We start from the raw sequence: 22,251 nt of genomic DNA, 5'->3' as shown, positions 1-22,251 counted from the left end.
GATGCTCACCGCGGCGACCTGGCCGAGTGCGTTCCAGTCCAAATCCATGTCGAGTCTCCCTCGCTCAGGCGGCGGTGCCGACGTGGGTCGGTGCCGGGGTGCGGACGGCGACCTCGTGGTGGTCGTTGACGTTGTCGGCGTGCACCGGGTTGCGGCGCGAGAGGACGACGATGCCGGCGGCGACGGCGGCACCGACCAGCGCGACGACGACCGTGCCGAAGTTGCCCCCGTGCTTGACCGCGGCGGCCGAGATGCCGCCGACCAGGGCCGCGCACGGCAGGGTGATCAGCCAGGCGGCGGCCATGCGGCCGGCGACGCCCCAGCGGACCTCCGCGAGACGCCGGCCCAGGCCCGCGCCGAGGATGCTGCCGGAGGCGACCTGCGTGGTGGACAGCGCGAAGCCGAGGTGGGCCGAGGTGAGGATGACGGTCGTGGAGGCCGTCTCCGCGGCGAAGCCCTGCGGGGACTGGATCTCGGTGAGGCCCTTGCCCATGGTGCGGATGATGCGCCAGCCGCCGAGGTAGGTGCCCAGGCCGATGGCGACACCGGCGCACGCGATGACCCACACCGGCGGGCCGGCGTCGTGTCCGAGGGCGCCCGCCGAGATCAGGGTCAGGGTGATGACGCCCATCGTCTTCTGGGCGTCGTTGGTGCCGTGGGCGAGCGAGACCAGCGAGGCCGAGGCGATCTGGCCGAGCCGGAAGCCCTTGGTCACCGAGTCCTTGCGTGCGCGGGTGGTGAGCTTGTACGCCAGGAAGGTCGCGATCAGGGCCGCGACGCCCGCCACGATCGGCGAGGCGACGGCGGGGATCAGGATCTTCTCGACCACCTTGTCGAAGTGGACGCCGTCGGCCCCCGCGCCGACCCACACGGCACCGATCAGACCGCCGAACAGCGCGTGCGAGGAACTGGACGGCAGGCCGACCAGCCAGGTCATCAGGTTCCACAGGATCGCACCGATGAGCCCGGCGAAGATCATCCCCGGAGTGACCAGGGTGTCGTCCACTATGCCGCCGGAGATCGTCTTGGCGACCTCCGTCGACAGGAAGGCGCCGACGATGTTGAGCACACCGCTGATGAGCACGGCGGTTTTCGGCTTGAGGGCACCGGTGGCGATGGAGGTGGCCATCGCGTTCGCGGTGTCGTGGAATCCGTTGGTGAAGTCGAAGGCCAGGGCCGTGACGATGACGACGGCCACGAGGAACGTGATGTGGTCCATTCCTTTATGGGAACAAGCGCTTCCGTACAGCAGGCGAACTCAAGGCAAAGGCAGGTTCAGGACCCAGCGCCCGTGCCGTGAGGATCGTGCGATCCTGACGAGGTGAACCTCGACGACCTGGTGCGACTGCGGCAGGCTCGCGACCGGATGGACCGCGAGTACGCCGAGCCCCTCGATGTGACCGCCCTCGCGAGCACCGCCCTGATGTCACCGGGCCACTTCCAGCGCAGCTTCCGCGCCGCCTACGGCGAGACCCCGTACGGCTACCTCATGACCCGCCGGGTCGAGCGCGCCAAGACGCTGCTGCGCCGCGGGGACCTCACGGTCACCGAGGTCTGCATGGCGGTCGGCTGCACCTCGCTGGGCTCCTTCAGCGCCCGCTTCACCGAGCTGGTGGGCGAGACGCCGAGCTCCTACCGGGCCCGCTCGCACGAGGAGAGCGCGGAGATCCCGCCCTGCGTGGTGCGGGCGTACACACGCCCGCGACGGACGTGACGTATCGACCTTAGGTTGGACCCATGGACCTGAAACTGAGCAACTGTTTCATCGCCGTCGACGACCACGACAAGGCTGTCACCTTCTACTGCGACGTCCTGGGCCTGGAGATCCGCAACGACGTCAAGTACGAGGGGATGCGCTGGGTGACCGTCGGGTCGCCGCTGCAACCGGACGTGTCGATCGTCCTGGAGCCGCCCGCGGCCAACCCGGACCTCTCCCCGGCCGACCGCGAGGCGATGGAGCAGCTGCTGGCCAAGGGCATGCTGCGCGGGGTCAACTTCACCACCGAGGACTGCGACGCCCTCTTCGCGCGCGTCCAGGAGTCCGGCGCGGAGGTGCTCCAGGAGCCGACGGACATGCCCTACGGAGTCCGTGACTGCGCGTTCCGGGACCCGGCGGGGAACATGCTGCGGTTCATGGAGCGGAAGGGATGAGCCGACAGGTCCTGTGGACCTACGCGTTCGTGGACCGGCCGTACGAACTCCTCGGGCCCGCCTGCGCGTTCTGGACGGCCGTCACCGACACGCGGCTCTCCGAACCCCGCGGCGAGAACAAGGAGTTCACGACTCTCCTGCACGACGGGGCGGACGCCTGCGTCAAGGCGCAGGGGGTCTCCTCGGGTCCGGGCGGTGCGCATCCGGACCTCGCGGTGCGGGACGTGGGGCAGTTCGCGAAGTCGGCGCTCGGGCTGGGCGCGGAACTGGTCGCCGATCACGGCACGATGCTGGCCGTACTGCGGTCGCCCGGTGGGCAGTTGTTCTGCGCCGTGCGGTGGCACGGGGAGTCGACCCGGCCCCCCGTCGTACGCGGCAGCCGCCTCGACCAGGTGTGCCTCGACCTCGCGCCGTCCGTCTTCGACGCCGAAGTCGCCTTCTGGAGCGCCCTGTTGGCCGACTGGCAGTCACTGCCCGGCTCGCGCCCCGAGTTCCACGTCCTCAAGCCGCCGGCCGGCCTGCCGATCCGCATCCTCCTGCAACGCCTCGACGAGGAGCGGCCGGCCTCCGCCCATCTGGACCTCGCCTGCGCCGACATCGACGCCACCCAGGCCGAACACGAGCGCCTGGGCGCCGAGTTGGTGTCCCGCGCCACCCACTGGACGGTACTGCGCGACCCGACGGGCGGCCTGTACTGCCTGACCGGCCGCGACCCGGAGACGGGCGGACTGCCGAGGGGGACCGCTACGGCCGGGTCCTGATGAAGCACAGGACGCCTGCCTCACCGTTCCCGTCCCGCTCGGCGGTCTCCGTGACCTGCGGGCACAGGCTCTCCCAGCCCTCCGGCAGCGACGGGCTCGGGCTGCTCTCCCTCGGCCCGACCTGCGACGCCGACTCCGCCGCGTCGCGCAGCAGGAACGTCAGTCCGCCCCCGAGGACCACGACGACCGCCCACACCAGCAGGGCCCGGCGCCACACCCGACGGCGCGGTAAGCCGGTCACGTCCACGGCTCCACGTCGACGACCGCGGCCACCGGGATCGGCCCGTACACGTGCGGGAACTCCTCACCGCCGGGCGTGGCAGCCTCGTACTTGACGGGCACGTCGAGCAGGTCGGGGTCGACGACGAGGACCACCAGGTCGTCCAGATCGGCGAAGAACGCGGCTGCGGTGCGCGGGAGTTGGGCGCGGGTCGAGCAGTGGACGAAGCCCTCCTCCTGGAGGGTCCGGCCACGCGTCGAGATCTCGTACGTGCCCGTCGAGCGGGCGGCGTCCCAGAGGGCGCGTTCGGTCAGGTGCAGGATCGGCTCGGGCATGGGGTCACGTTACGGGGCACAGCCCCGACCCCGACACAGCACGGTCCCGACCCCCTACACGTCACGGCCCCAGCCTCGCCGCCCGCGCCCGCAGATACCGCTGCTCGGGCAGGCTCAGGGTCTGCCCGGCGGCCGACTCGTAGGCGGCCCGGGCTTCCTCGTACGCGCCCGCCCGCTCCAGGAGATGTCCGCGCACCGCGTCCGGGCGGTGGCCCAACTCCCCTTCCAGCACGGTGAGTTCGGCGAGTCCGGCGTGCGGGCCGTCGACCATCGCGACGGCGACGGCACGGTTGAGGCGCTCGACGGGGCCGGGGACCAGACGGACCAGCACCTCGTACAGACCGAGGATCTGGTACCAGTCGGTGGCCGCCGCGTCCGGTGCCTCGTCGTGCAGGGCGGCGACGGCCGCGCGCACCTGGTAGGGCCCGGCCGGTCCCCTGGCCAGCGCGCCCGTCACGAGCGCGACGCCCTCCTCGATCGCGGCCTTGTCCCAGCGGTCGCGGTCCTGTTCGTCGAGCGGGACGAGTTCGCCGTGCGGGCCGGTGCGGGCCTCGCGGCGGGCGTCGGTGAGCAGCATCAGGGCGAGCAGTCCGGCCACCTCGCCGTCCTCGGGCAGCAGCCGGTGGACGGTCCGGGTCAGCCGGATCGCCTCGCCGGACAGCTCACGGCGCTGCAGGCTCGTACCGGAGGTCGCCGTGTAGCCCTCGTTGAAGATCAGGTAGAGGGTGTGCAGGACGGCGGGCAGCCGACTGGGCCAGTTGTCCGGGCGCCCGAAGCGCCTGCCGCGCACCTTCGCCTTGGCCCGGCTGATGCGCTGGGCCATCGTCGGCTCGGGGACCAGGTGGGCGCGGGCGATCTCGGCGGTGGTCAGGCCGCCGACCGCGCGCAGGGTGAGCGCGATCTGGGCGGGCGGGGACAGATCGGGGTGGCAGCACAGGAAGAGCAGCGAGAGGGTGTCGTCCTCGCGCGGGGCCCGGTCCTCCGCGGTGAGCGGCGGGCGCGGTTCGAGGGCCACCGCCTTCTCCTCGCGCGCCCGGCGGGCCTCGTCGGCGCGCAGCGCGTCCGTCAGCCGCCGCGAGGCGACCTTGATCAGCCAGCCGCGCGGATTGTCCGGCACGCCCGCCGCCGGCCACTGCCCGGCCGCCGCGAGCAGCGCCTCCTGTACGGCGTCCTCGGCCGCGTCGAAATGGCCGTACCGGCGCACCAGCGCGCCGAGGACCTGCGGCGCGTGCAGGCGCAGCAGGTCCTCGATGCCGGTGGTCCCGGTGGTGTCGCGCATCCGGCTCAGACGTCCCCGGAGCCGTCCGGGATGGGCCGGATGACCACCGCGCGCTTGACGGCATCGGCGGGCTGGGGGCAGCGGGTGACGCGTTCGGCGATCTCCGTGACGCGCTCCAGGCTCGCGCAGTCCAGGACCCAGTAGCCGGCCATCAGCTCCTTGGTCTCGCTGTACGGCCCGTCGGTGATCACGGCCTTGCCGTCGTCGCCGAGCGCCACAAGGCGGGTCTTCGCCGGTTCGGACAGGCCCTGCGCGTCGATGAACTCACCCGATTCGGAGAGGTCGTCGTTGATGGCGCCCATGTAGGCGAACATCGCCTGCATGTCGGCCTCGCTCCAGGCCGGGCAGCCCGGGGTGGGCTTGCCCTGCATGCCGTCGTACTCCGCCTGTGTGCCCTGCACCATGACCAGGTACTTCATGAGTCCGCTCCTTCGGCTCGCGCCGCCCGGCTGTGGGCGGCTTCTCACGGGGGACGTCGGAGCCGGATCCGGGTTCTCGACAGGGACGGGGAAACTACTTGGGAATTTTTTCCGGGGATTCTTCCTCCCGGTCCAGGAAGGTCTCGCACTTCGGGTTCTTGCAGGGTCCCGCCACCCAGCGCGGGACCCACGCGCCCAGCGTCTTGTAGCGCCGGACCACCGTCTCCACAGGCTGTCCGCAGGCCGGACAGACGTGCTCTGAGCTGTCCATGCCCTCAGCGTAGGACGGCCGGCGCCCGCGCGCGCACGCCGTGCGGCCGGACTCGCCTCAGATCCGGGGCTCGCGCCACATCGGCCACATCTGGGGGCCGCCGGGCAGGTCGAGGGGGCGGCCGGTGAGCGCGAAGCCGAGGCGTTCGTACAGGGCGCGGCTGCGGTCGCTGCTCGCCTCCAGGTACGCGTGCAGGCCCTCGCGGTCGCAGCGGTCGAGGACGTGACCGATGAGCGCGCCCCCGAGGCCCTCGCCCTGGCGCCCCGGTACGACGCCGATCATCCAGAGGTATTCGTGGGGGCGGTCGGTGGGGTGGATGTCCTGCGTCAGCCGGCCGATCAGCTCGACGCGCTCGTTGTCCGGGTCGACGGCGGCGCGCAGCTGGACGGGACCGTCGTCCTCGCCCTCGGCGTCGGCGTGCTCCCCCACGGGTACGGACATCCACAGCGCGCACGCGGCACCGTCCTCGGCGATGTCGATCCGCCCCTCCGCGAACACGATGTCCGTGAAGGCGGCCATCAGCCGGTGATGGGTCGTACGGCGGTACTCCTCGCCGGGAAAGACCCAGGTGCTGACCGGATCCTCCTGGAAGGCCTCGTCCAGCAGCCGCACCACCAGCTCCCGGTCGCCCTCGCCCGCCGTCCGGATCACCACGCCCATGGATCGCCCCACCCCTCGTCTCAAGCCGCCCGGCCGGACCAACCGGCCTTGTCCGTAACGGCGTTGACCCTATCGAGTGCGTGTGCGAGAGCGGGAGGGTGTGGGCGGAGGGTGTGCGGGGCGTGCGGACCGGGAGGTGTACGTACAAGGGCGGGCCCCGCACACCGTGGGGATGTGCGGGACCCGCCCGGACCGGAGCCGACGCCGAGCGCGCGGGGTCAGGAGCCGCACGATCGGTGAATCGGGTCCGGGGTCCGGATACCTGCCCAGAACCTGCCTCGGCTATCTGTCCGGTGGCCGCCCGGTGTCCGTCCTCCGGCTCAACTGCTGCGCCGGGTGACGAACTCCGCGAGGGCCAGCAGGCCGCCCGCCGCCTCCGGGTCGGCGACCGCCCGGGCCAGTTCGTCCATCGCGCGGGCCATCCGGTCGGCCGCCTGGACCTGCGCCCAGTCGCGTCCGCCGGCCCGCTCCACGGCCAGCACCGTGCGCTCCAGATCCTCCTTGGCGTAAGGGAGTTCGTACAGCCGGGCCAGCTCGCTCGCCGCCGGGGTGTCCGAGGTGAGCGCGGCGACGACGGGCAGGGACTTCTTGCGGACGGCCAGATCCGCCCCGGCCGGCTTGCCGGTGCGCTTCGGGTCGCCCCATATGCCGATGACGTCGTCGATCAGCTGGAAGGCGAGCCCGGCCTGGCGGCCGAACGCGTCCAGCGCCTCGACGTCGTCGTCCGACGCCCCCGCGTACAGCGCGCCCAGGGCGCACGCGCACCCCAGCAGGGCGCCCGTCTTGGCCTCGGCCATGGTCAGCACCTCGTCGAGGGTGACCTCGCCGGGGTGCCGGCTCTCCAGCGCCGTGTCCGCGTGCTGTCCCGCGCACAACTCGACGACACAGGCCGCGAGTCGGGCGGCGGCCGCCGAGGACGCCGGATGCGGGTCCTCGGCGAGCAGCCCCAGGGCCAGCGCCTGCAGGGCGTCCCCGGCGAGGATCGCGTCGGCGTCGCCGAACACGGTCCACGCGGTGGGCCGGTGCCTGCGGGTGGTGTCGCGGTCCATGACGTCGTCGTGCAGCAGCGTGAAGTTGTGCACCAACTCCACCGCCGCGGCCGCCCGTACGGCCGCTGCCGGCGCCCTCGGTCCGCCGAGTGCGGCGGCCGCGGTGAGGACCAGCGCCGGGCGGATCGCCTTGCCCGCGCTGCCCGCCGCCGGTGTGCCGTCCGCGTGCTCCCAGCCGAAGTGGTAGAGCGCGATCCGGCGCATGGAGCCGGGCAACGAGTCGATGGCGGCGCGCAGTTCGGGGTCGACCGACGCCCGGGTGCGCTCCAGGATCGCCGCCGCCTCGTGCCCGTCGAGCGGCGGTGCCGGGGCGGACGGCCGCTCCGCCCCCGCCTGTTGCTCCGCCGTCCTGAACTCGGCCATGGGATCTCCCTCGGTCAGTCCGCGGACGGTGGAGCTTCCGCTTCCGCTGGGCGCGTACGACCGAGATCTACCCTCTCCGACCGGCGCGGACACGGCCCGGAGGTGCAGAAACGTCACCTCCAGCGGCCGATCTCGACGTTCTCCAGTACGCCGAGCGCGTCCGGCACCAGGACCGCGGCCGAGTAGTACGCCGTCACCAGGTAGTTGATGATCGCCTGTTCGTTGATGCCCATGAAGCGCACGGACAGGCTCGGCTCGATCTCGTCCGGGATGCCGGCCTGCTGCAGACCGATCACGCCCTGCTCGGCCTCGCCGGTGCGCATCGCGATGATCGAGGTCGTACGGGCCTCGCTGACCGGGATCTTGTTGCACGGGTAGATCGGCACCCCGCGCCAGGTCGGGATGCGGTTTCCGGCCACCTCGATGGTCTCCGGGACCAGTCCGCGCTTGTTCAGCTCGCGGCCGAACGCGGAGATCGCGCGCGGGTGGGCGAGCAGCAGCTTGGTGCCGCGGCGCCGGGTGAGCAGCTCGTCCAGGTCGTCGGGTCCTGGCACGCCGTCGTGCGGCTGGAGGCGCTGGTCGTACTCGCAGTTGTTGAGCAGTCCGAACTCGCGGTTGTTGACGAGCTCGTGCTCCTGGCGCTCCTTCAGGGCCTCGACCGTCAGCCGCAGCTGCTGCTCGGTCTGGTTCATCGGCTGGTTGTAGAGGTCGGCCACGCGCGAGTGGATGCGCAGGACGGTCTGCGCGATGCTCAGCTCGTACTCGCGCGGCCGGGCGTCGTAGTCGACGAAGGTGTGCGGGATGTCCGGCTCGCCGGAGTGGCCGGCCGCGAGGTCGACCTCCTTCTCGCCGAACTTGTTGGTGCGCTGCTCCGGGATCGAGCGCGCGTGCTGGAGGTGCTCGCGCAGGGAGTCGGAGCGCTCGGCGACCATCTCGACGTCCGAGCGGGTCAGCGTCAGCACCGTGCAGGCGGTGACCGCGCGGGCCGTGCACTCCCAGATGGCGTCCGGGCCCAGCAGGGCCGCCTCGCCGAAGTAGGCGCCGTCGGCGAGCACGCCGAGCACCGCGTCGTCACCGTAAGGGCCCTGGCCGATCTTCTCGACCCGGCCGTGCGCCAGCAGGTAGACCTCGTCGGTCGGGCTGCCGAACTCGGCGATCACCTCGCCCGCCGCGATCTCCCGCTGCCGGCAGCGCTGGGCGAGTTCGGCGAGCACCTCCTCGTCCTCGTAGGAGCGCAGGACCGGCAGTTCGCCCAGCTCGGCGGGGATGACCTCGACCCGGTCCCCCGTCTTCACGAATGTGACACGTCCGTCCCCCACGGCATAACTCAGTCGCCGGTTCACCCGGTACGTACCGCCCTGGACGTTCACCCACGGCAGCATGCGCAGCAGCCAGCGCGAGCTGATCTCCTGCATCTGCGGCGCGGACTTGGTCGTGGTGGCCAGGTTCCGCGCGGCAGCCGTGCCGAGACTCTGCTGCGGCTTGCCCTGCTCCGTACGGACCTCTTCGCCTACCGACATATGAGTATTGCCCTCCCGGTCTGCACCGGCGCCGATCAGCGCCGGAGCATCGATGTGCACGGGCAACCCTTCCATCACGGAGCGTGCCGGTGCTATTACACGAAAGAGCGGGAATGGATCACCAGCGGCTGGGAAGAGTCGGACGCATAGTCGATCGGCACGTCGAACACCGAACGAGCGGGACCGCCCCACGGCCGGGACAATGGCCGGGTGACCGGCTCCGACAACCCCGCCGCCTCCGACCTGGCGGCCGCCCTGCACCCCCGACTCCCCTCCCCTCTCCAGGAGTTGGCGGACGAGCGGTTCGCACGCCACGGCGTCCGCCTCCTCCTCAAGCGGGACGACCTGATCCACCCGGAGCTGATCGGCAACAAGTGGCGCAAACTCGCCCCCAACCTCACCGCCGCGTCCGGCCGCACCGTGGTCACCTTCGGCGGCGCGTACTCCAACCACCTCCGGGCCACGGCCGCCGCGGGCCGCCTGCTCGGCCTGTCCACGATCGGTGTGGTCCGCGGCCAGGAACTCGCCGACCGCCCCCTCAACCCTTCCCTCACCCGCTGCACGACCGACGGCATGCGACTGCACTTCGTCGACAGATCGACCTACCGCCACAAGACCGACCCCGACACCCTCGCGCGCGTGCTGCACGAGGCCGGCGCGTCGGACGCCTACGTGATCCCGGAGGGCGGCAGCAACACCGAGGCGGTACGCGGCTGTCGGGCCCTGGGCGAGGAACTGCGCGGCCACGCGGACGTCGTCGCCGTCCCCTGCGGCACCGGCGGCACCCTGGCGGGCCTGGCGGCGGGCCTCGCCCCCGACCAACACGCCCTGGGCGTCCCGGTCCTCAAGGGCGGCTTCCTGGCCGACGACATACGCTCCCTGCAACACGCGGCCTTCGGCGGCCTCCACGGCACCTGGACCCTCGACGACCGCTTCCACTTCGGCGGCTACGCACGCGTGTCCCCCGAACTGGACGCGTTCGCGGAGGACTTCGAGGAACGGCACGGGCTGGCGGTCGAGCGCCTTTATGTCGCCAAGTTGCTGTACGGACTTGTCGTCCTCGCCGGGGAAGGCGCGTTCCCACGCGGGACGACGGTGGCGGCGGTGGTCACGGGGCGGCCGTTTCCCTGAGCCGGCCTACGGCACGCAGGACGTCGTCCCGGTTCTTCGCCCGCTTGATCCACACCGGCAGACGAGCCACCAGCGTCATCTTCTGTCCGGTGTCGTACCAGGGCGCCCGCTCCCGAAGCCGCGCCTGGACGAAACGGCTGATCAGGTCGAGGTGTTCGAGGTCGTACGCCCACAACCACCCGTGCCGGGTCTCGATCTGGAGCCAGAGCGGCAGGTCGAAGTACGGATCCGTCACGGGACCGTCCGCGCCGCGGGGCAGTTGGACATCACGGCCGCTCCATACCCGTGACAGCCCACACCCGCGGCAGACCAGACGGCGCGGCCTGTGCCCCACCCAGACCTGGGGGTCGGGGATCCCTGGCTCCGCAACCACCCGCGCGACCTTCGCGCAGCCGGGACAGCGCACCATGATCGAGCCGAGAAAGTCGTCGACGGTGCTGCGCGGGTCCCGGAAGCGGCCGGCGGGCAGAGTCATGCGGCGAGTATGCGATCGCCCAGTGGTCCGGCGCATCCAGATTTCGATGGCCATCGATCCCTGTCGAGCGCCTTCGATCGCCCTCGATCGCCGGGAACTGTCGACCGCCCCTCCCCGCGCTTCCGGCGGAGCCTCACGCCGCCTCGCGGAAAGCCGCTGCCTCCTCCAAGTCCAGTCTGCGGAGCATGGTGCGCAGCATCTCGTCGTCGATGTAGCGGCCGTCCCGGAGGCGGACGAACATCGCGCGTTCGGCGCTGATCATTTCTCGGGAGAGGCGGCGGTAGGTGTCGTCGACGGATTCGCCGGTGATGGGGTTGACCTGGCCGAGGCGTTCCCAGACCGCGTTGCGGCGGCGTTCCAGGGCCGAGCGGAGGCGGTCGGCGAGGGGTGGTGGGAGCGCGTTGCTCTCGTCGGCGAGGAGTTCGTCCAGGCGCCGTTCGGCGACGCGTGAGGCCTGTGCCTGGGCGTTGGCCTCGGCGAGGGTCTCGGCCTGGGTGTCGCGGCCGGGGAGCTTCAGGAGGCGGATCAGCGGGGGCAGGGTGACGCCCTGGACGACGAGGGTGCCGATGACCGTCGTGAAGGTCAGGAAGAGGATGAGGTTGCGGCCGGGGAAGTCCTCGCCGTTGTGCATGTGTTCCGGGATCGAGAAGGCGATCGCCAGCGAGACCACGCCCCGCATGCCGGCCCAGCCGATGACGAACGGCGCCTTCCAGGTGGGGTTCTCCTCGCGTCTGCGGATTCTGGCCGAAAGGATGCGGGGCAGGAAGGTCGCCGGATAGACCCAGATGAAGCGGGAGGCGACGACCACGAGGAAGACGGCGACCGCGTACCAGGCGGCCCTCCCGCCCTCGTAGGCGCCAAGGCCCTTGAGGACCACGGGGAGTTGCAGGCCGATCAGGGCGAAAACCGCTGATTCCAGGACGAATGCCACCATCTTCCATACGGCCTCCTCCTGGAGGCGGGTGGCGAAGTCGACCTCCCAGTTGCGGTGGCCCAGGTAGAGCGCGACGACGACCACGGCGAGCACACCGGAGGCGTGCACCTGCTCGGCGACCGCGTACGCGACGAACGGGATCAGCAGGGAGAGCGTGTTCTGGAGCAGCGCCTCCTTGAGGTGGGTGCGCAGCCAGTGGAGCGGCACCATCAGGATCAGGCCGATGCCCACGCCGCCCACGGCCGCCAGCAGGAACTCGCCGATCCCGCCCGCCCAGGTCGCGCCCTCGCCGACCGCGGCGGCGACCGCGACCCGGTAGGCGGTGATCGCGGTGGCGTCGTTCACCAGGGACTCGCCCTGCAGGATCGTGGTGACCCGGGAGGGCAGTCCGACCCGGCGCGCGACCGCCGTGGCCGCGACCGCGTCCGGCGGCGCCACCACCGCGCCCAGCACCAGTGCCGCGGTCAACGGCAGCCCCGGCACGATCTGGTAGGCGGCCCAGCCGACCATGAAGGTCGCGAAGAGCACGTACCCGACCGACAGCAGCGCTACCGGCCGCAGTTGCGCGCGCAGGTCGAGGTAGGAGCTGTCGGTGGCCGAGGTGTAGAGCAGCGGCGGGAGCACGAGCGGCAGTACTACGTCAGGATCGAGGGTGTACTCCGGCACTCCTGGGACGTAGGAGACCAACAGGCCCGCCGCGACCAGCAGCAGCGGCGCCGGCACCGGTGTGCGCCGCGCCGCCGCGGCCACCGCGGCGCTGCCCGCCACCAGCAACAGCAGTGGCATCACGTCCATCGTCCTCGCCCGCCCTCTGGTTTTCCGCGCGGTCATCCGCACAGCCGTCGTAATCTGGCAATCATGAAACAGTGCACGCATGCCGACGCGCTGCCGCACCCGGAACCCGGACCGCTCAATGAGACCTGCCCCGAGTGTCTACGGGACGGTACGCACCCGGTCCAGCTCCGGCTGTGCCTCACCTGCGGCCATGTCGGCTGCTGCGACTCGTCTCCGGGACGGCACGCGACCGAGCACCACAAGGATTCCGGTCATCCGATCATGCGGACCTTCGAACCCGGTGAGAGCTGGCGTTGGTGCTTCGTGGACCATGTGCTCGTGTGACGCGGCACGACTCCGCTTCACCGACGGTTCGAGGGTCTGACGTCTGGGTACGTCAACCCGGCGCGCGCTCTTCCCAATTGGGCCCGCCGACCCCCTAGCCACGGAGCGTATCCGAAGGTTTACTATGAGTGACAGCAAGGGGTTGGGGTCCTGGGGACAGGAAAGTTCGGAGCGCGATAGCGTCACCGCTGAAGCACACGTCGCGTTACCCCGGGGGGCGACCCTCGGCCCTGAAATGCTTGTACCACCTTGGAGGTGAGGGTGTCCCAGATCGCAGGCGAGCCCGCGACCCAGGACTTCGTGGAAGTCCGGCTGCCGGCTGCGGGTGCCTACCTGTCGGTGCTGCGTACGGCCACGGCCGGCCTCGCGGCCCGTTTGGACTTCACCCTCGACGAGATCGAGGACCTGCGCATCGCGGTGGACGAGGCCTGCGCGATCCTGCTCCAGCAGGCCGTGCCCGGCTCGGTGCTCAGTTGTGTCTTCCGGCTTGTCGACGACTCGTTGGAGGTGACCGTCTCGGCGCCGACCACGGACGGTCACGCCCCCGCGCGCGACACCTTCGCCTGGACCGTCCTGTCCGCCCTGGCAGGCAAGGTCTCCTCCGCCGTGGACGACGACAAAACCGTTTCGATCAGCCTCTACAAACAGCGCGGCGCGGGACCCGGGCCGGCGTGAGGACAGGGGACGGGCCGGTGCGGGACGAAGAGCGCGGCACACGGGAGCTGCCGGCCGAGGGCACAGGCGGGTCCCGACGCATTGGTGACGGCATCGACGGTATGGCCGGCATCCCCGAGCAGGCCCGGCCGCATCCGGAGGAGGACTCCTCGGAGACCGCTTCCCCGGACGGACCGCGGGATCGGGAAGGTGCCGTGCAGAGCGCGCCCGTGGACGGACGGACCGGGATCCCCCCGCTCCGTCCGGCGGCCGGCGCTCGGAGAAGGACAACGGGCGGGACGATGAGCGAGCACGAGCGAAACCCCGAGGCCGACGGGCAGGGCGCGCCGAGCGTCCAACAGGGCGCTCCCAGCGTCCAGCAGGCCACACGGCACGACCCACAGGACCGCAGCGGAGCGCGTCTGCTCTTCATCGAGCTGCGCACGCTGAAGGACGGCAGCCCGGAGTACGCGGACCTGCGCAACCGGCTGGTCCGTATGCACCTGCCGCTCGTCGAGCACCTCGCCCGCCGCTTCCGCAACCGCGGCGAGCCGCTGGACGACCTCACCCAGGTCGCCACCATCGGCCTGATCAAGTCGGTCGACCGCTTCGACCCGGAGCGCGGCGTCGAGTTCTCGACGTACGCGACCCCGACGGTCGTCGGCGAGATCAAGCGGCACTTCCGCGACAAGGGCTGGGCGGTCCGCGTCCCGCGCAGGCTCCAGGAGCTGCGGCTGTCGCTGACCACGGCGACCGCGGAGCTCTCGCAGCTGCACGGTCGCTCCCCCACGGTCCACGAGCTGGCCGAGAAGCTGGGCATCTCGGAGGAAGAGGTCCTGGAGGGCCTGGAGTCGGCCAACGCGTACTCCACGCTGTCCCTGGACGTCCCCGACACCGACGACGAGTCCCCGGCCGTCGCGGACACCCTGGGCGCGGAGGACGAGGCCCTGGAGGGCGTCGAGTACCGCGAGTCCCTCAAGCCGCTGCTGGAGGACCTCCCGCCGCGCGAGAAGCGGATCCTGCTGCTGCGGTTCTTCGGCAACATGACGCAGTCGCAGATCGCCCAGGAGGTCGGCATCTCACAGATGCACGTCTCCCGGCTGCTGGCGCGCACGCTGGCGCAGCTGCGGGAGAAGCTGCTCGTCGAGGAGTAGGCCGGAAACAGCCGATGAGCCTGGGCGAGTCGGGCAGGTCTACTTCTGGTCGCCCTGTGCGCCGCCGGGTCCCCGGATTCCGAGGGCCCGGTTCGTCTCCGGGTTGATCAGCAGTACCAGCGCGGCCACGGCGACGACGGCGAGTGCGATCCCGGCCGGGATGGCCACGCTGTCGGCCTGGAGCAGGGTGTAGGCGACCGGCAGCGCCATGATCTGCGTGATGACGGCGGGGCCCCGGCTCCAGCCGCGGCGCAGCAGCAGCCCGCGCGCGGCGAGCAGCGGCAGCAGTGCGAGGACGACCAGGGTGATGCCGCCGGTGACGGCGGACCCGCGGTCGTCGGGGTCGCCGGTCAGGCCCTCCACGAGCATCCACAGGCCCCCGACGGCCAACGCGATCCCCTCAAGACCGGCGAGCGCGGCGGCGTAGGTCAGGCGGCGCGGGCGCGGGTCGGTGCTGTCCGAAGCGGTGGGAGTCTGCTCACTGGTCACCCCTGAAGGGTAGTCCCGGGGGCGGCGCCGGCCGGAGGGGGCCGGACCGTCCGCCGCGACCCCGACGGGAGTCCGCCGTGGTGAGGCTCACGTCCCCTGCTCTTACCTGATCCCTACTCGACCTGTGCCGAGTACCACCCAGTAGGTACGCTGCAACTCATGCGTGCACTTCTCGTGGTCAATCCGGCGGCAACCACCACAAGCGCACGTACGCGCGATGTCCTGATTCATGCACTCGCGAGCGAGATGAAGCTGGAAGCGGTCACCACCGAGTACCGCGGCCACGCGCGCGACCTGGGCCGGCAGGCGGCGGACAGCGACGACATCGACCTGGTGGTCGCCCTCGGCGGCGACGGCACGGTCAACGAGGTGGTCAACGGCCTGCTGCACGCGGGACCCAACCCCAACGGTCTGCCCCGCCTCGCCGTGGTCCCCGGTGGCTCGACCAATGTCTTCGCCCGCGCCCTGGGGCTGCCCAACGACGCCGTCGAGGCGACCGGCGCCCTGCTCGACGCCCTGCGTGAGGGCAGTGAACGGACGGTCGGCATGGGTCTGGCCGCCGGCACCCCGGGCACCGAGGACGAGGCGGTGCCCTCGCGCTGGTTCACCTTCTGCGCGGGGCTCGGTTTCGACGCGGGCGTGGTCGGCCGGGTCGAGCAACAGCGCGAGCGGGGCAAGAAATCCACGCACGCCCTTTACCTGCGCCAGGTCGCACGCCAGTTCATCCAGGAGCCCAACCGTCGGCACGGCACGATCACGCTGGAGCGGCCCGACGCCGAACCGGTGACCGATCTGGTGGCATCCATAATCTGCAATACCTCACCGTGGACGTATCTGGGTAATCGTCCGGTGTACGCAACGCCTAAGGCTTCGTTCGATACCGGGCTCGACGTACTCGGCCTCAGCCGCATGTCCACGGTCTCCGCCGCCCGGTATGCCACACAATTGCTCACTTCGTCCCCCGAACGCGGAGCCCACGGCAAGCACGCGGTCACCCTGCACGACCTGGACCAGTTCACCTTGCATTCGAAGGTCCCTCTACCCCTTCAGATGGACGGCGACCACCTCGGACTGCGCACGAGCGTGACGTTCACAGGCGTACGCCGTGCACTGCGTGTGATTGTGTGAGCAGAAAGGGCTGAAGTCCTTTCACTCGAACGTTTAGGCCAGGGTCCACCCCATGGAAGTACGGCTGTGACCTAGTCGACACCGAGGAATCAAAAAAAACTTTCCAGAAGGGGTTGTATCCGCCGCTGAGGTTTGCGAGTCTCTACGTGGCGATCGAGACGGCCCGCAACACCGGCCTCCACGGATCACCGGAACCCCTCTTCAATCCACAGGACCCCGCCAGCGAACCTGGCGTTCGGCCCTTCACTTGTTGAGGGATTCGTGAAAGCGTTCACATTCACAAGCAACCCGCACGTAATACCAAGGAGAGGTAGCAGCCATGGACTGGCGTCACAACGCCGTTTGCCGCGAGGAAGACCCCGAGCTCTTCTTCCCCATCGGCAACACCGGTCCTGCGCTGCTGCAGATCGAGGAAGCCAAGGCCGTCTGCCGTCGCTGCCCCGTTATGGATCAGTGTCTGCAGTGGGCGCTCGAGTCCGGTCAGGACTCCGGCGTCTGGGGTGGTCTCAGCGAGGACGAGCGTCGCGCGATGAAGCGCCGTGCCGCCCGCAACCGGGCCCGTCAGGCAACCGCCTGACAACACCCGCCCCACAAGCCTGAGCTTGGCGGCGCGTACAGCGAGTACGCATCTCCCGCCCCCGAGCCGCAGCGCGCAGTACCCCCGATGCGCTTACGCTTTGCGAACGAGCAGCAACGAGCACTGGCCCCGGACCGCACAAGGTCCGGGGCCCTTTGCTGTTCCGGGAGTTGACTACTTGTGAGCTTCCACCGGCACGTCCAGGATCACCCGGGTCCCCCGCTCCGGCGCCGGGACCATGTCGAACGTGCCGCCCAACTCGCCCTCCACCAGGGTCCGTACGATCTGCAGGCCCAGGTTGCCGTCGGTGTGCGGGTCGAAGCCCTCGGGCAGACCGACGCCGTCGTCCTGGACGGTGACCAGGAGACGGGCGTCCTTGCTGGTGCCGCCGCGGACGGCCGACACCTCGACCGTGCCGGTCTCGCCCTCACGGAAGCCGTGTTCGAGGGCGTTCTGCAGGATCTCCGTCAGGACCATCGACAGCGGGGTGGCGACCTCGGCGTCCAGGATGCCGAAGCGGCCGCTGCGCCGGCCGGCCACCTTGCCCGGTGAGATCTCGGCCACCATCGCGAGGACGCGGTCGGCGATCTCGTCGAACTCCACGCGCTCGTCCAGGTTCTGGGAGAGCGTCTCGTGCACGATCGCGATCGAACCCACCCGCCGCACCGCCTCCTCCAGGGCCTCCCGGCCGCGGTCCGACTCGATGCGCCGGGCCTGCAGGCGCAGGAGGGCGGCGACCGTCTGGAGGTTGTTCTTCACCCGGTGGTGGATCTCCCGGATGGTGGCGTCCTTGGTGATCAACTCCCGCTCGCGGCGGCGCAGTTCGGTGACGTCACGGAGCAGGACCAGCGAACCGATGCGCGTGCCCTTGGGTTTGAGCGGGATGGCACGGAACTGGATGACCCCGTCACGCGCCTCGATCTCGAACTCGCGCGGCGCCCAGCCGCTGGCCACCTTGGCGAGCGCCTCGTCCACCGGCCCCCGGGTCGGCGCGAGTTCGGCGGTGGTCCGGCCGAGGTGCTGGCCGACCAGGTCGGAGGCGAGGCCCATGCGGTGGTACGCCGACAGCGCGTTCGGTGAGGCGTACTGGACGATGCCGTCCGCGTCGAGGCGGATCAGACCGTCGCCGACGCGGGGCGCGGCATCCATGTCCATCTGCTGGTTCGCGAACGGGAAGGCGCCGGCCGCGATCATCTGCGCGAGGTCCGAGGCGCTCTGGAGGTACGTCAGCTCCAGGCGGCTCGGGGTGCGCACGGTCAGCAGGTTGGTGTTGCGGGCGATGACACCCAGGACGCGCCCCTCCCGTCGTACGGGGATCGACTCGACCCGGACCGGGACCTCCTCGCGCCACTCCGGGTCGCCCTCGCGCACGATCCGGCCCTCGTCCAGGGCCGCGTCCAGCATGGGGCGGCGGCCGCGCGGGACGAGGTGGCCGACCATGTCGTCGTGGTAGGACGTGGGGCCGGTGTTGGGGCGCATCTGGGCGACGGAGACATAGCGCGTGCCGTCGCGGGTGGGCACCCACAGGACCAGGTCGGCGAAGGAGAGGTCGGAGAGCAGCTGCCACTCCGAGACCAGCAGATGCAGCCACTCGAGGTCGGAGTCGTCGAGTGCGGTGTGCTGGCGGACCAGTTCGTTCATGGAGGGCACGTGGCGAGCGTACCTGGGGGTATGTGAGGGGCGTAAAAACACCCGCGGGCCGCGGCGCCTGGGAGGGACCCTCAACCCTCCCGGCACCGCAGCCCGGAGCAACAACGGCCGTGGGGTGTGCGATCCCGGTCGGCCGAAGGGTGAGGATCCGGGGCAGTCAGGGCAGAGAGCTCCGGTTCCTCGGTCCGCCTTCCTGTGCGGGGAAGGCGGAAGTCTCGCGACTGTGCGTACAGCGCTTCAATTCTGGACTAGACCACTCTGCGTGTCCATGCGTTGAAGCCTGTTGATTGTTGTTATTTCCCCGACGGCAGCCTAACCCGTGGGGGTTCCCGTGCGGGGGTGGTCGGCGAAGCGATCTCAGCGGGTCTCCGTCACCTTCGCCAGGGCGCGGGGCGCGTCCGGGTCCTGGCCGCGGGCGATGGTCACCTCGTAGGCCAGGAGCTGGAGCGGGAGGATCTCCAGGATGGGCTGGACCTCCTCGGCCACGCCCTCGGTGGGCAGTACGAAACCGGCCGAGGCCTGCTCGACCTGGCTCTTGGGGCCGATGACGACCAGGTCGGCGCCGCGGCCGCGCAGCCGGTCCAGGACGGGCTGGAGGGCCTCGCCGCCCTTGCCGTCGGTGACGACCGCGATGACCGGGGAGACGTTGTCGACCATGGCGAGGGGGCCGTGCAGGAGGTCGGCGCCGGAGTAGGAGAGGGCGGGGATGTAGCTGGTCTCCATCAGCTTCAGGGCCGCCTCCTTGGCCGTGGGGTAGCCGTAGCCGCGCGAGGTGATGACCATGCGCTCGGCGAAGCGGTAGCGGCCGGCCAGGGCGCGGATCTCGTCCTGCCGGGCGAGGAGCTGCTCGGCGAGGTCGGGGAGTACCTGGGCGGGGGCTCCGTCGCCGTCGCGCAGGCCCTCGACGAAGAGGTAGAGCGCGAGCAGGGAGGCCGTGTACGTCTTGGTGGCGGGGAGCGCCTTCTCCGGTCCGGCCAGGATGTCGATGTGGTACTCGGACACGCCGGCCAGCGGTGAGTCGGGGTTGTTGGTGACGGCCAGCGTGATCGCGCCGGCCTCGCGGGCGGCGCGGGTCGAGGCGACCAGGTCCGGGGACCCGCCGGACTGGCTGACGGTGACGACCAGGACGCCGGTGAGGTCGGGCTGGGCGCCGTAGGCCGTGGTGGTCGACATCGAGGTGAGTCCGCAGGGCAGGCCGAGGCGGATCTCCAGGAGGTACTTGGCGTAGAGGGCCGCGTTGTCGGAGGTGCCGCGGGCGGTGAGCAGGACGAAGCGGGGGTTGCGGGCGGCGATCTCCCGGGCGACCTGGCGGATGCCGGGGGCACCCTCGGCGAGGATGCGGCGCAGCACGGTGGGCTGTTCGGCCATCTCTCGGGCCATGATCCCGCCCGGGAGGTCGCGCGAGGGGTCCGATGTGGTGGCGGTGGTCATGGAGTTCCTCCGGGCGGGCTGTGTGCGGGCGGGGCTCATTTCACTCCCCCACGGCGAATGATGCCTGTCCTCCGAGTGGAATGCGGGTGCCAGCGGGTGGTGCGCGGGTGCCGCGGGCCCACCTGGGAGAACAGCAGGTTCCACCTGGGAGGCAGCACCCGATTCTGTTAGATTGGCCTCATTATTGGTCTAAACCACATGGCTCTCTTCAGATCGGCAGGCCCAGCGTGGAAGTTGTCATCGTTCCGGACGCCAAGTCGGGCGGCGAGCTCATCGCCGAGGCCATGGCACAGCTGCTGCGGCGCAAGCCGGACGCCCTGCTCGGCGTGGCCACGGGCTCGACGCCGTTGCCCATCTACGAGGCGTTGACGGCCAAGGTGCGCTCCGGTGACGTGGACGCCTCGCGGGCGCGGGTCGCTCAGCTCGACGAGTACGTGGGGCTGGCCGCCGAGCATCCGGAGTCGTATCGCTCGGTGCTGCGGCGTGAGGTGCTGGAGCCGTTGGGGATCTCCATGGACGCGTTCATGGGGCCGGACGGGACGGCCGCCGATGTGCAGGGGGCCTGTGAGGCGTACGACCTCGCGCTGGCCGAGGCCGGCGGTGTCGATCTGCAGGTGCTCGGGATCGGGACCGATGGGCATATCGGGTTCAACGAGCCCTGTTCCTCGCTTGCTTCGCGTACGCGGATCAAGACGTTGACCGAGCAGACTCGGGTGGACAACGCGCGGTTCTTTGACGGGGACATCGATCAGGTGCCGCATCACGTGATCACTCAGGGGATCGGCACGATTCTTGAGGCGCGGCATTTGGTGTTGCTGGCGACTGGGGAGGGCAAGGCGGATGCGGTGGCGGCGACTGTGGAGGGTCCGGTTGCTGCGGTTTGTCCTGCGTCAGCCTTGCAGTTCCACCGGCATGCGACGGTTGTCGTCGATGAAGGAGCCGCTTCCAAGTTGAAGTTGGCGGACTATTTCCGGCATACCTTCGTCAACAAGCCTGCTTGGCAAGGGATTTAAGGCGCGGATTCGTCTGCCTGGTTCTGTTGAGTGCGGGGTGCGCGACCGTTGCGGCTGGTCGCGCCCACGCGGCGGAGCCGCAAATCGATACAGCCCCGCGCCCCTAAAAACCAAAAACCTCTTACGAACCCGCGATGATCTCCGCCGCCGCCTGGCCGCAGACCCTTGCCGCTCCGTGAGTTGCCACGTGCAGGGCGCCTCGCGGCGGGGACATGGGGACGCCCATTTCCACGATGACCGTGTCGGGGCGGGCCGCGAGCAGCGTGTCGAGAGTGGACGCCATCCAGCCGTGGCGATGTTCGTCCCGGACCACCGCGACGATGCGGCGAGAGCCTGCCGTCGTCAGGATCGTCTCGCCCGCGTTCTCGCCGGAGTAGTTGTCCGTTTCCGTGCCCGGGAGCAGGCGGGGGAGTTGGGCCCCTACGCCCCACGGGGTGTGGTCGCCGACCGCGATGTTCGGGACCGGGGTGAGGAGGGCCACGTAGGGCGCCTCGGTGAGCGGGGTGAACGCGGTGTCCGGGGCCGCGGTGACTCGTACCGCTCGGCGGGCGGCGACCAGGCCTACCTCGTCAGCGTCGGAGGCGTACGGCTCTGTCGTTGCCGTTGTCGCCGTCCAGTGGGCCAGCTCGCGGACCCGTTCCGCCGCGTCCGCCAGGCGTTCCTCGGGGAGTTCGCCGGAGCGTACGGCCGCGACCAGGGCGTCGCGCAGGCGGCTCACCGTCTCCTCGTCGCTGTGGCCGCCCCCCACGCAGATCGCGTCGGCGCCGGCCGCGATGGCCAGGACGCTGCCGCGTTCGATGCCGTAGGCGGCGGCGATGGCCTGCATCTCGATGCCGTCGGTGACGATCAGGCCGGTGTAGCCGAGTTCGGTGCGCAGCAGCTCGGTCAGGATGCGGCGGGAGAGGGTGGCGGGGAGGTCCGGGTCCAGCGCCGGGACCAGGATGTGGGCGCTCATGATCGCCCGGCTGCCCGCTGCGATCGCGGCTCGGAACGGGGAGAGGTCGCGGTCCGCCAGTACCTCCGCCGATACGTCCACCCTCGGCATCGCGTGGTGGGAGTCGACGGCCGTGTCGCCGTGGCCGGGGAAGTGCTTGGTGCAGGCGGCTACGCCGGCGGCCTGGAGCCCGGTGACGTAGGCGGCCGTGTGCCGGGCGACCAGCGCGGTGTCGGCGCCGAAGGCGCGTACGCCGATCACCGGGTTGGACGGGTTGGAGTTGACGTCGGCCGACGGGGCCCAGTCGAGGTTGACCCCGCAGGCCGCGAGCCGGCGGCCCATGTCGTAGGCCACCTCCCGGGTCAACGTGACGTCGTCCACCGCGCCGAGCGCGAGGTTGCCGGGGTAGGAGGAGCCGGTGCGCACTTCGAGGCGGGTGACGTCGCCGCCCTCTTCGTCGATCGCCACGAGCACGTCGTCGCGTTCGGCGCGCAACTGGGCCGTCAGCGCGGTGACTTGCTCGGGGGTGGCGAT

25 protein-coding genes are annotated in these 22,251 nt (G+C 70.7%); 10 read left to right on the top strand and 15 right to left on the bottom strand.

The features are described 5' to 3' along the window. Positions 1-64: 64 nt before the first annotated feature. Positions 65-1,219 carry an anion permease gene (locus ACWDR3_RS39575; RefSeq protein WP_450357441.1) on the bottom strand — a complete coding sequence of 385 codons (1,155 nt, stop codon included), beginning with the start codon at positions 1,217-1,219 and terminating at the stop codon, positions 65-67. 102 nt (positions 1,220-1,321) lie between these two features. On the opposite strand from ACWDR3_RS39575, the gene ACWDR3_RS39570 reads away from it, so the two are divergent. Genes ACWDR3_RS39570 through ACWDR3_RS39560 form a run of 3 tightly spaced genes read left to right on the top strand, consistent with a single transcriptional unit; the run spans position 1,322 to position 2,912 of the window. Continuing rightward, positions 1,322-1,714 carry a helix-turn-helix transcriptional regulator gene (locus ACWDR3_RS39570; RefSeq protein WP_450357440.1) on the top strand — a complete coding sequence of 131 codons (393 nt, stop codon included), beginning with the start codon at positions 1,322-1,324 and terminating at the stop codon, positions 1,712-1,714. 23 nt (positions 1,715-1,737) lie between these two features. Then, positions 1,738-2,151 carry a VOC family protein gene (locus tag ACWDR3_RS39565; RefSeq protein ID WP_450357439.1) on the top strand — a complete coding sequence of 138 codons (414 nt, stop codon included), beginning with the start codon at positions 1,738-1,740 and terminating at the stop codon, positions 2,149-2,151. Then, a complete protein-coding gene (locus ACWDR3_RS39560) occupies positions 2,148-2,912 on the top strand; it encodes a VOC family protein (RefSeq protein WP_450357438.1) in 765 nt (254 codons plus the stop codon). Before ACWDR3_RS39565 ends, ACWDR3_RS39560 begins: the two co-directional genes overlap by 4 nt. Here the strand turns inward: ACWDR3_RS39560 and ACWDR3_RS39555 are convergent. The 8 genes from ACWDR3_RS39555 to ACWDR3_RS39520 form a co-directional block, all read right to left on the bottom strand. Further along, complete coding sequence (locus ACWDR3_RS39555) at positions 2,896-3,153, bottom strand: hypothetical protein (RefSeq protein ID WP_450357437.1); 258 nt, start codon at positions 3,151-3,153, stop codon at positions 2,896-2,898. The genes ACWDR3_RS39560 and ACWDR3_RS39555 overlap by 17 nt on opposite strands. Further along, positions 3,150-3,467 carry a DUF952 domain-containing protein gene (locus ACWDR3_RS39550; RefSeq protein WP_450357436.1) on the bottom strand — a complete coding sequence of 106 codons (318 nt, stop codon included), beginning with the start codon at positions 3,465-3,467 and terminating at the stop codon, positions 3,150-3,152. The genes ACWDR3_RS39555 and ACWDR3_RS39550 overlap by 4 nt, the downstream gene beginning before the upstream one ends. A gap of 61 nt (positions 3,468-3,528) precedes the next feature. Then, positions 3,529-4,746 (bottom strand): RNA polymerase sigma factor, encoded by a 1,218-nt coding sequence (locus ACWDR3_RS39545; protein WP_450357435.1) that lies wholly within the window; start codon positions 4,744-4,746, stop codon positions 3,529-3,531. Positions 4,747-4,751: 5 nt separating this feature from the next. Next, positions 4,752-5,165 (bottom strand): YciI family protein, encoded by a 414-nt coding sequence (locus ACWDR3_RS39540; protein WP_450357434.1) that lies wholly within the window; start codon positions 5,163-5,165, stop codon positions 4,752-4,754. 94 nt (positions 5,166-5,259) lie between these two features. Further along, positions 5,260-5,436 carry a hypothetical protein gene (locus ACWDR3_RS39535; RefSeq protein WP_450357433.1) on the bottom strand — a complete coding sequence of 59 codons (177 nt, stop codon included), beginning with the start codon at positions 5,434-5,436 and terminating at the stop codon, positions 5,260-5,262. Positions 5,437-5,493: 57 nt separating this feature from the next. Beyond that, positions 5,494-6,096: a GNAT family N-acetyltransferase gene (locus tag ACWDR3_RS39530; protein ID WP_450357432.1), complete on the bottom strand. Its 603-nt coding sequence runs from the start codon at positions 6,094-6,096 to the stop codon at positions 5,494-5,496. A gap of 320 nt (positions 6,097-6,416) precedes the next feature. After that, entirely contained in the window at positions 6,417-7,508 is a 1,092-nt protein-coding gene (locus ACWDR3_RS39525; RefSeq protein WP_450357431.1) for a family 2 encapsulin nanocompartment cargo protein polyprenyl transferase, read from the bottom strand. Positions 7,509-7,621: 113 nt separating this feature from the next. Next, positions 7,622-9,028, bottom strand: coding sequence for a family 2B encapsulin nanocompartment shell protein (locus ACWDR3_RS39520; RefSeq protein ID WP_450357430.1), 1,407 nt, complete (start codon positions 9,026-9,028; stop codon positions 7,622-7,624). A 210-nt stretch (positions 9,029-9,238) separates the two neighbouring features. Here ACWDR3_RS39520 and ACWDR3_RS39515 point away from each other — a divergent pair, with 210 nt between their 5' ends. Beyond that, on the top strand, positions 9,239-10,159 hold the full coding sequence (locus tag ACWDR3_RS39515; protein ID WP_450357429.1) for a 1-aminocyclopropane-1-carboxylate deaminase/D-cysteine desulfhydrase: 921 nt from the start codon (positions 9,239-9,241) through the stop codon (positions 10,157-10,159). Here ACWDR3_RS39515 and ACWDR3_RS39510 read toward each other — a convergent pair. Continuing rightward, the gene (locus ACWDR3_RS39510) at positions 10,137-10,634 is read right to left on the bottom strand and encodes a hypothetical protein (RefSeq protein WP_450357428.1); all 498 of its coding nucleotides are present in this window, start codon (positions 10,632-10,634) and stop codon (positions 10,137-10,139) included. The two genes, ACWDR3_RS39515 and ACWDR3_RS39510, sit on opposite strands and share 23 nt — an antisense overlap. 133 nt (positions 10,635-10,767) lie before the next feature. Next, a complete protein-coding gene (locus ACWDR3_RS39505; protein ID WP_450357427.1) occupies positions 10,768-12,363 on the bottom strand; it encodes a Na+/H+ antiporter in 1,596 nt (531 codons plus the stop codon). 63 nt (positions 12,364-12,426) lie between these two features. Between ACWDR3_RS39505 and ACWDR3_RS39500 the strand changes: the two genes are divergently transcribed. The 3 genes from ACWDR3_RS39500 to ACWDR3_RS39490 all read left to right on the top strand — a co-directional run bounded on the left by ACWDR3_RS39500 (position 12,427) and on the right by ACWDR3_RS39490 (position 14,495). Then, a complete protein-coding gene (locus ACWDR3_RS39500) occupies positions 12,427-12,687 on the top strand; it encodes a UBP-type zinc finger domain-containing protein (RefSeq protein WP_123997823.1) in 261 nt (86 codons plus the stop codon). Positions 12,688-12,948: 261 nt separating this feature from the next. Further along, positions 12,949-13,362 (top strand): ATP-binding protein, encoded by a 414-nt coding sequence (locus tag ACWDR3_RS39495; RefSeq protein WP_030784224.1) that lies wholly within the window; start codon positions 12,949-12,951, stop codon positions 13,360-13,362. After that, a complete protein-coding gene (locus ACWDR3_RS39490; RefSeq protein ID WP_450357426.1) occupies positions 13,359-14,495 on the top strand; it encodes an RNA polymerase sigma factor SigF in 1,137 nt (378 codons plus the stop codon). The genes ACWDR3_RS39495 and ACWDR3_RS39490 overlap by 4 nt, the downstream gene beginning before the upstream one ends. A gap of 39 nt (positions 14,496-14,534) precedes the next feature. Here ACWDR3_RS39490 and ACWDR3_RS39485 read toward each other — a convergent pair whose 3' ends face one another. Further along, positions 14,535-14,984: a hypothetical protein gene (locus tag ACWDR3_RS39485; RefSeq protein WP_450357425.1), complete on the bottom strand. Its 450-nt coding sequence runs from the start codon at positions 14,982-14,984 to the stop codon at positions 14,535-14,537. A gap of 159 nt (positions 14,985-15,143) precedes the next feature. Between ACWDR3_RS39485 and ACWDR3_RS39480 the strand changes: the two genes are divergently transcribed. Further along, the gene (locus ACWDR3_RS39480; RefSeq protein ID WP_450357424.1) at positions 15,144-16,112 is read left to right on the top strand and encodes a diacylglycerol/lipid kinase family protein; all 969 of its coding nucleotides are present in this window, start codon (positions 15,144-15,146) and stop codon (positions 16,110-16,112) included. Positions 16,113-16,431: 319 nt separating this feature from the next. Beyond that, positions 16,432-16,689, top strand: coding sequence for a WhiB family transcriptional regulator (locus tag ACWDR3_RS39475; RefSeq protein WP_010353616.1), 258 nt, complete (start codon positions 16,432-16,434; stop codon positions 16,687-16,689). A gap of 174 nt (positions 16,690-16,863) precedes the next feature. Here the strand turns inward: ACWDR3_RS39475 and ACWDR3_RS39470 are convergent, their stop codons facing one another. Both ACWDR3_RS39470 and ACWDR3_RS39465 read right to left on the bottom strand, forming a co-directional pair. Beyond that, the gene (locus ACWDR3_RS39470; RefSeq protein WP_450357442.1) at positions 16,864-18,330 is read right to left on the bottom strand and encodes a PAS domain-containing sensor histidine kinase; all 1,467 of its coding nucleotides are present in this window, start codon (positions 18,328-18,330) and stop codon (positions 16,864-16,866) included. 366 nt (positions 18,331-18,696) lie between these two features. Then, positions 18,697-19,770, bottom strand: a complete 1,074-nt coding sequence (locus tag ACWDR3_RS39465; RefSeq protein ID WP_450357423.1) for an SIS domain-containing protein — start codon at positions 19,768-19,770, stop codon at positions 18,697-18,699. Positions 19,771-19,997: 227 nt separating this feature from the next. Between ACWDR3_RS39465 and nagB the strand changes: the two genes are divergently transcribed. Then, the gene (gene nagB / locus ACWDR3_RS39460) at positions 19,998-20,783 is read left to right on the top strand and encodes a glucosamine-6-phosphate deaminase (protein ID WP_450357422.1); all 786 of its coding nucleotides are present in this window, start codon (positions 19,998-20,000) and stop codon (positions 20,781-20,783) included. 121 nt (positions 20,784-20,904) lie between these two features. On the opposite strand, the gene ACWDR3_RS39455 is transcribed toward nagB, so the two are convergent. Continuing rightward, positions 20,905-22,251 (bottom strand): glycoside hydrolase family 3 protein (locus ACWDR3_RS39455; RefSeq protein ID WP_450357421.1); only part of this gene is annotated, 1,347 nt, incomplete at its 5' end.

The sequence above is a fragment of the Streptomyces sp. NPDC001002 genome (assembly GCF_053599215.1).
Note: the sequence above shows the minus strand (reverse complement) of the source record. Positions and strands in the feature narration are given on the sequence as shown.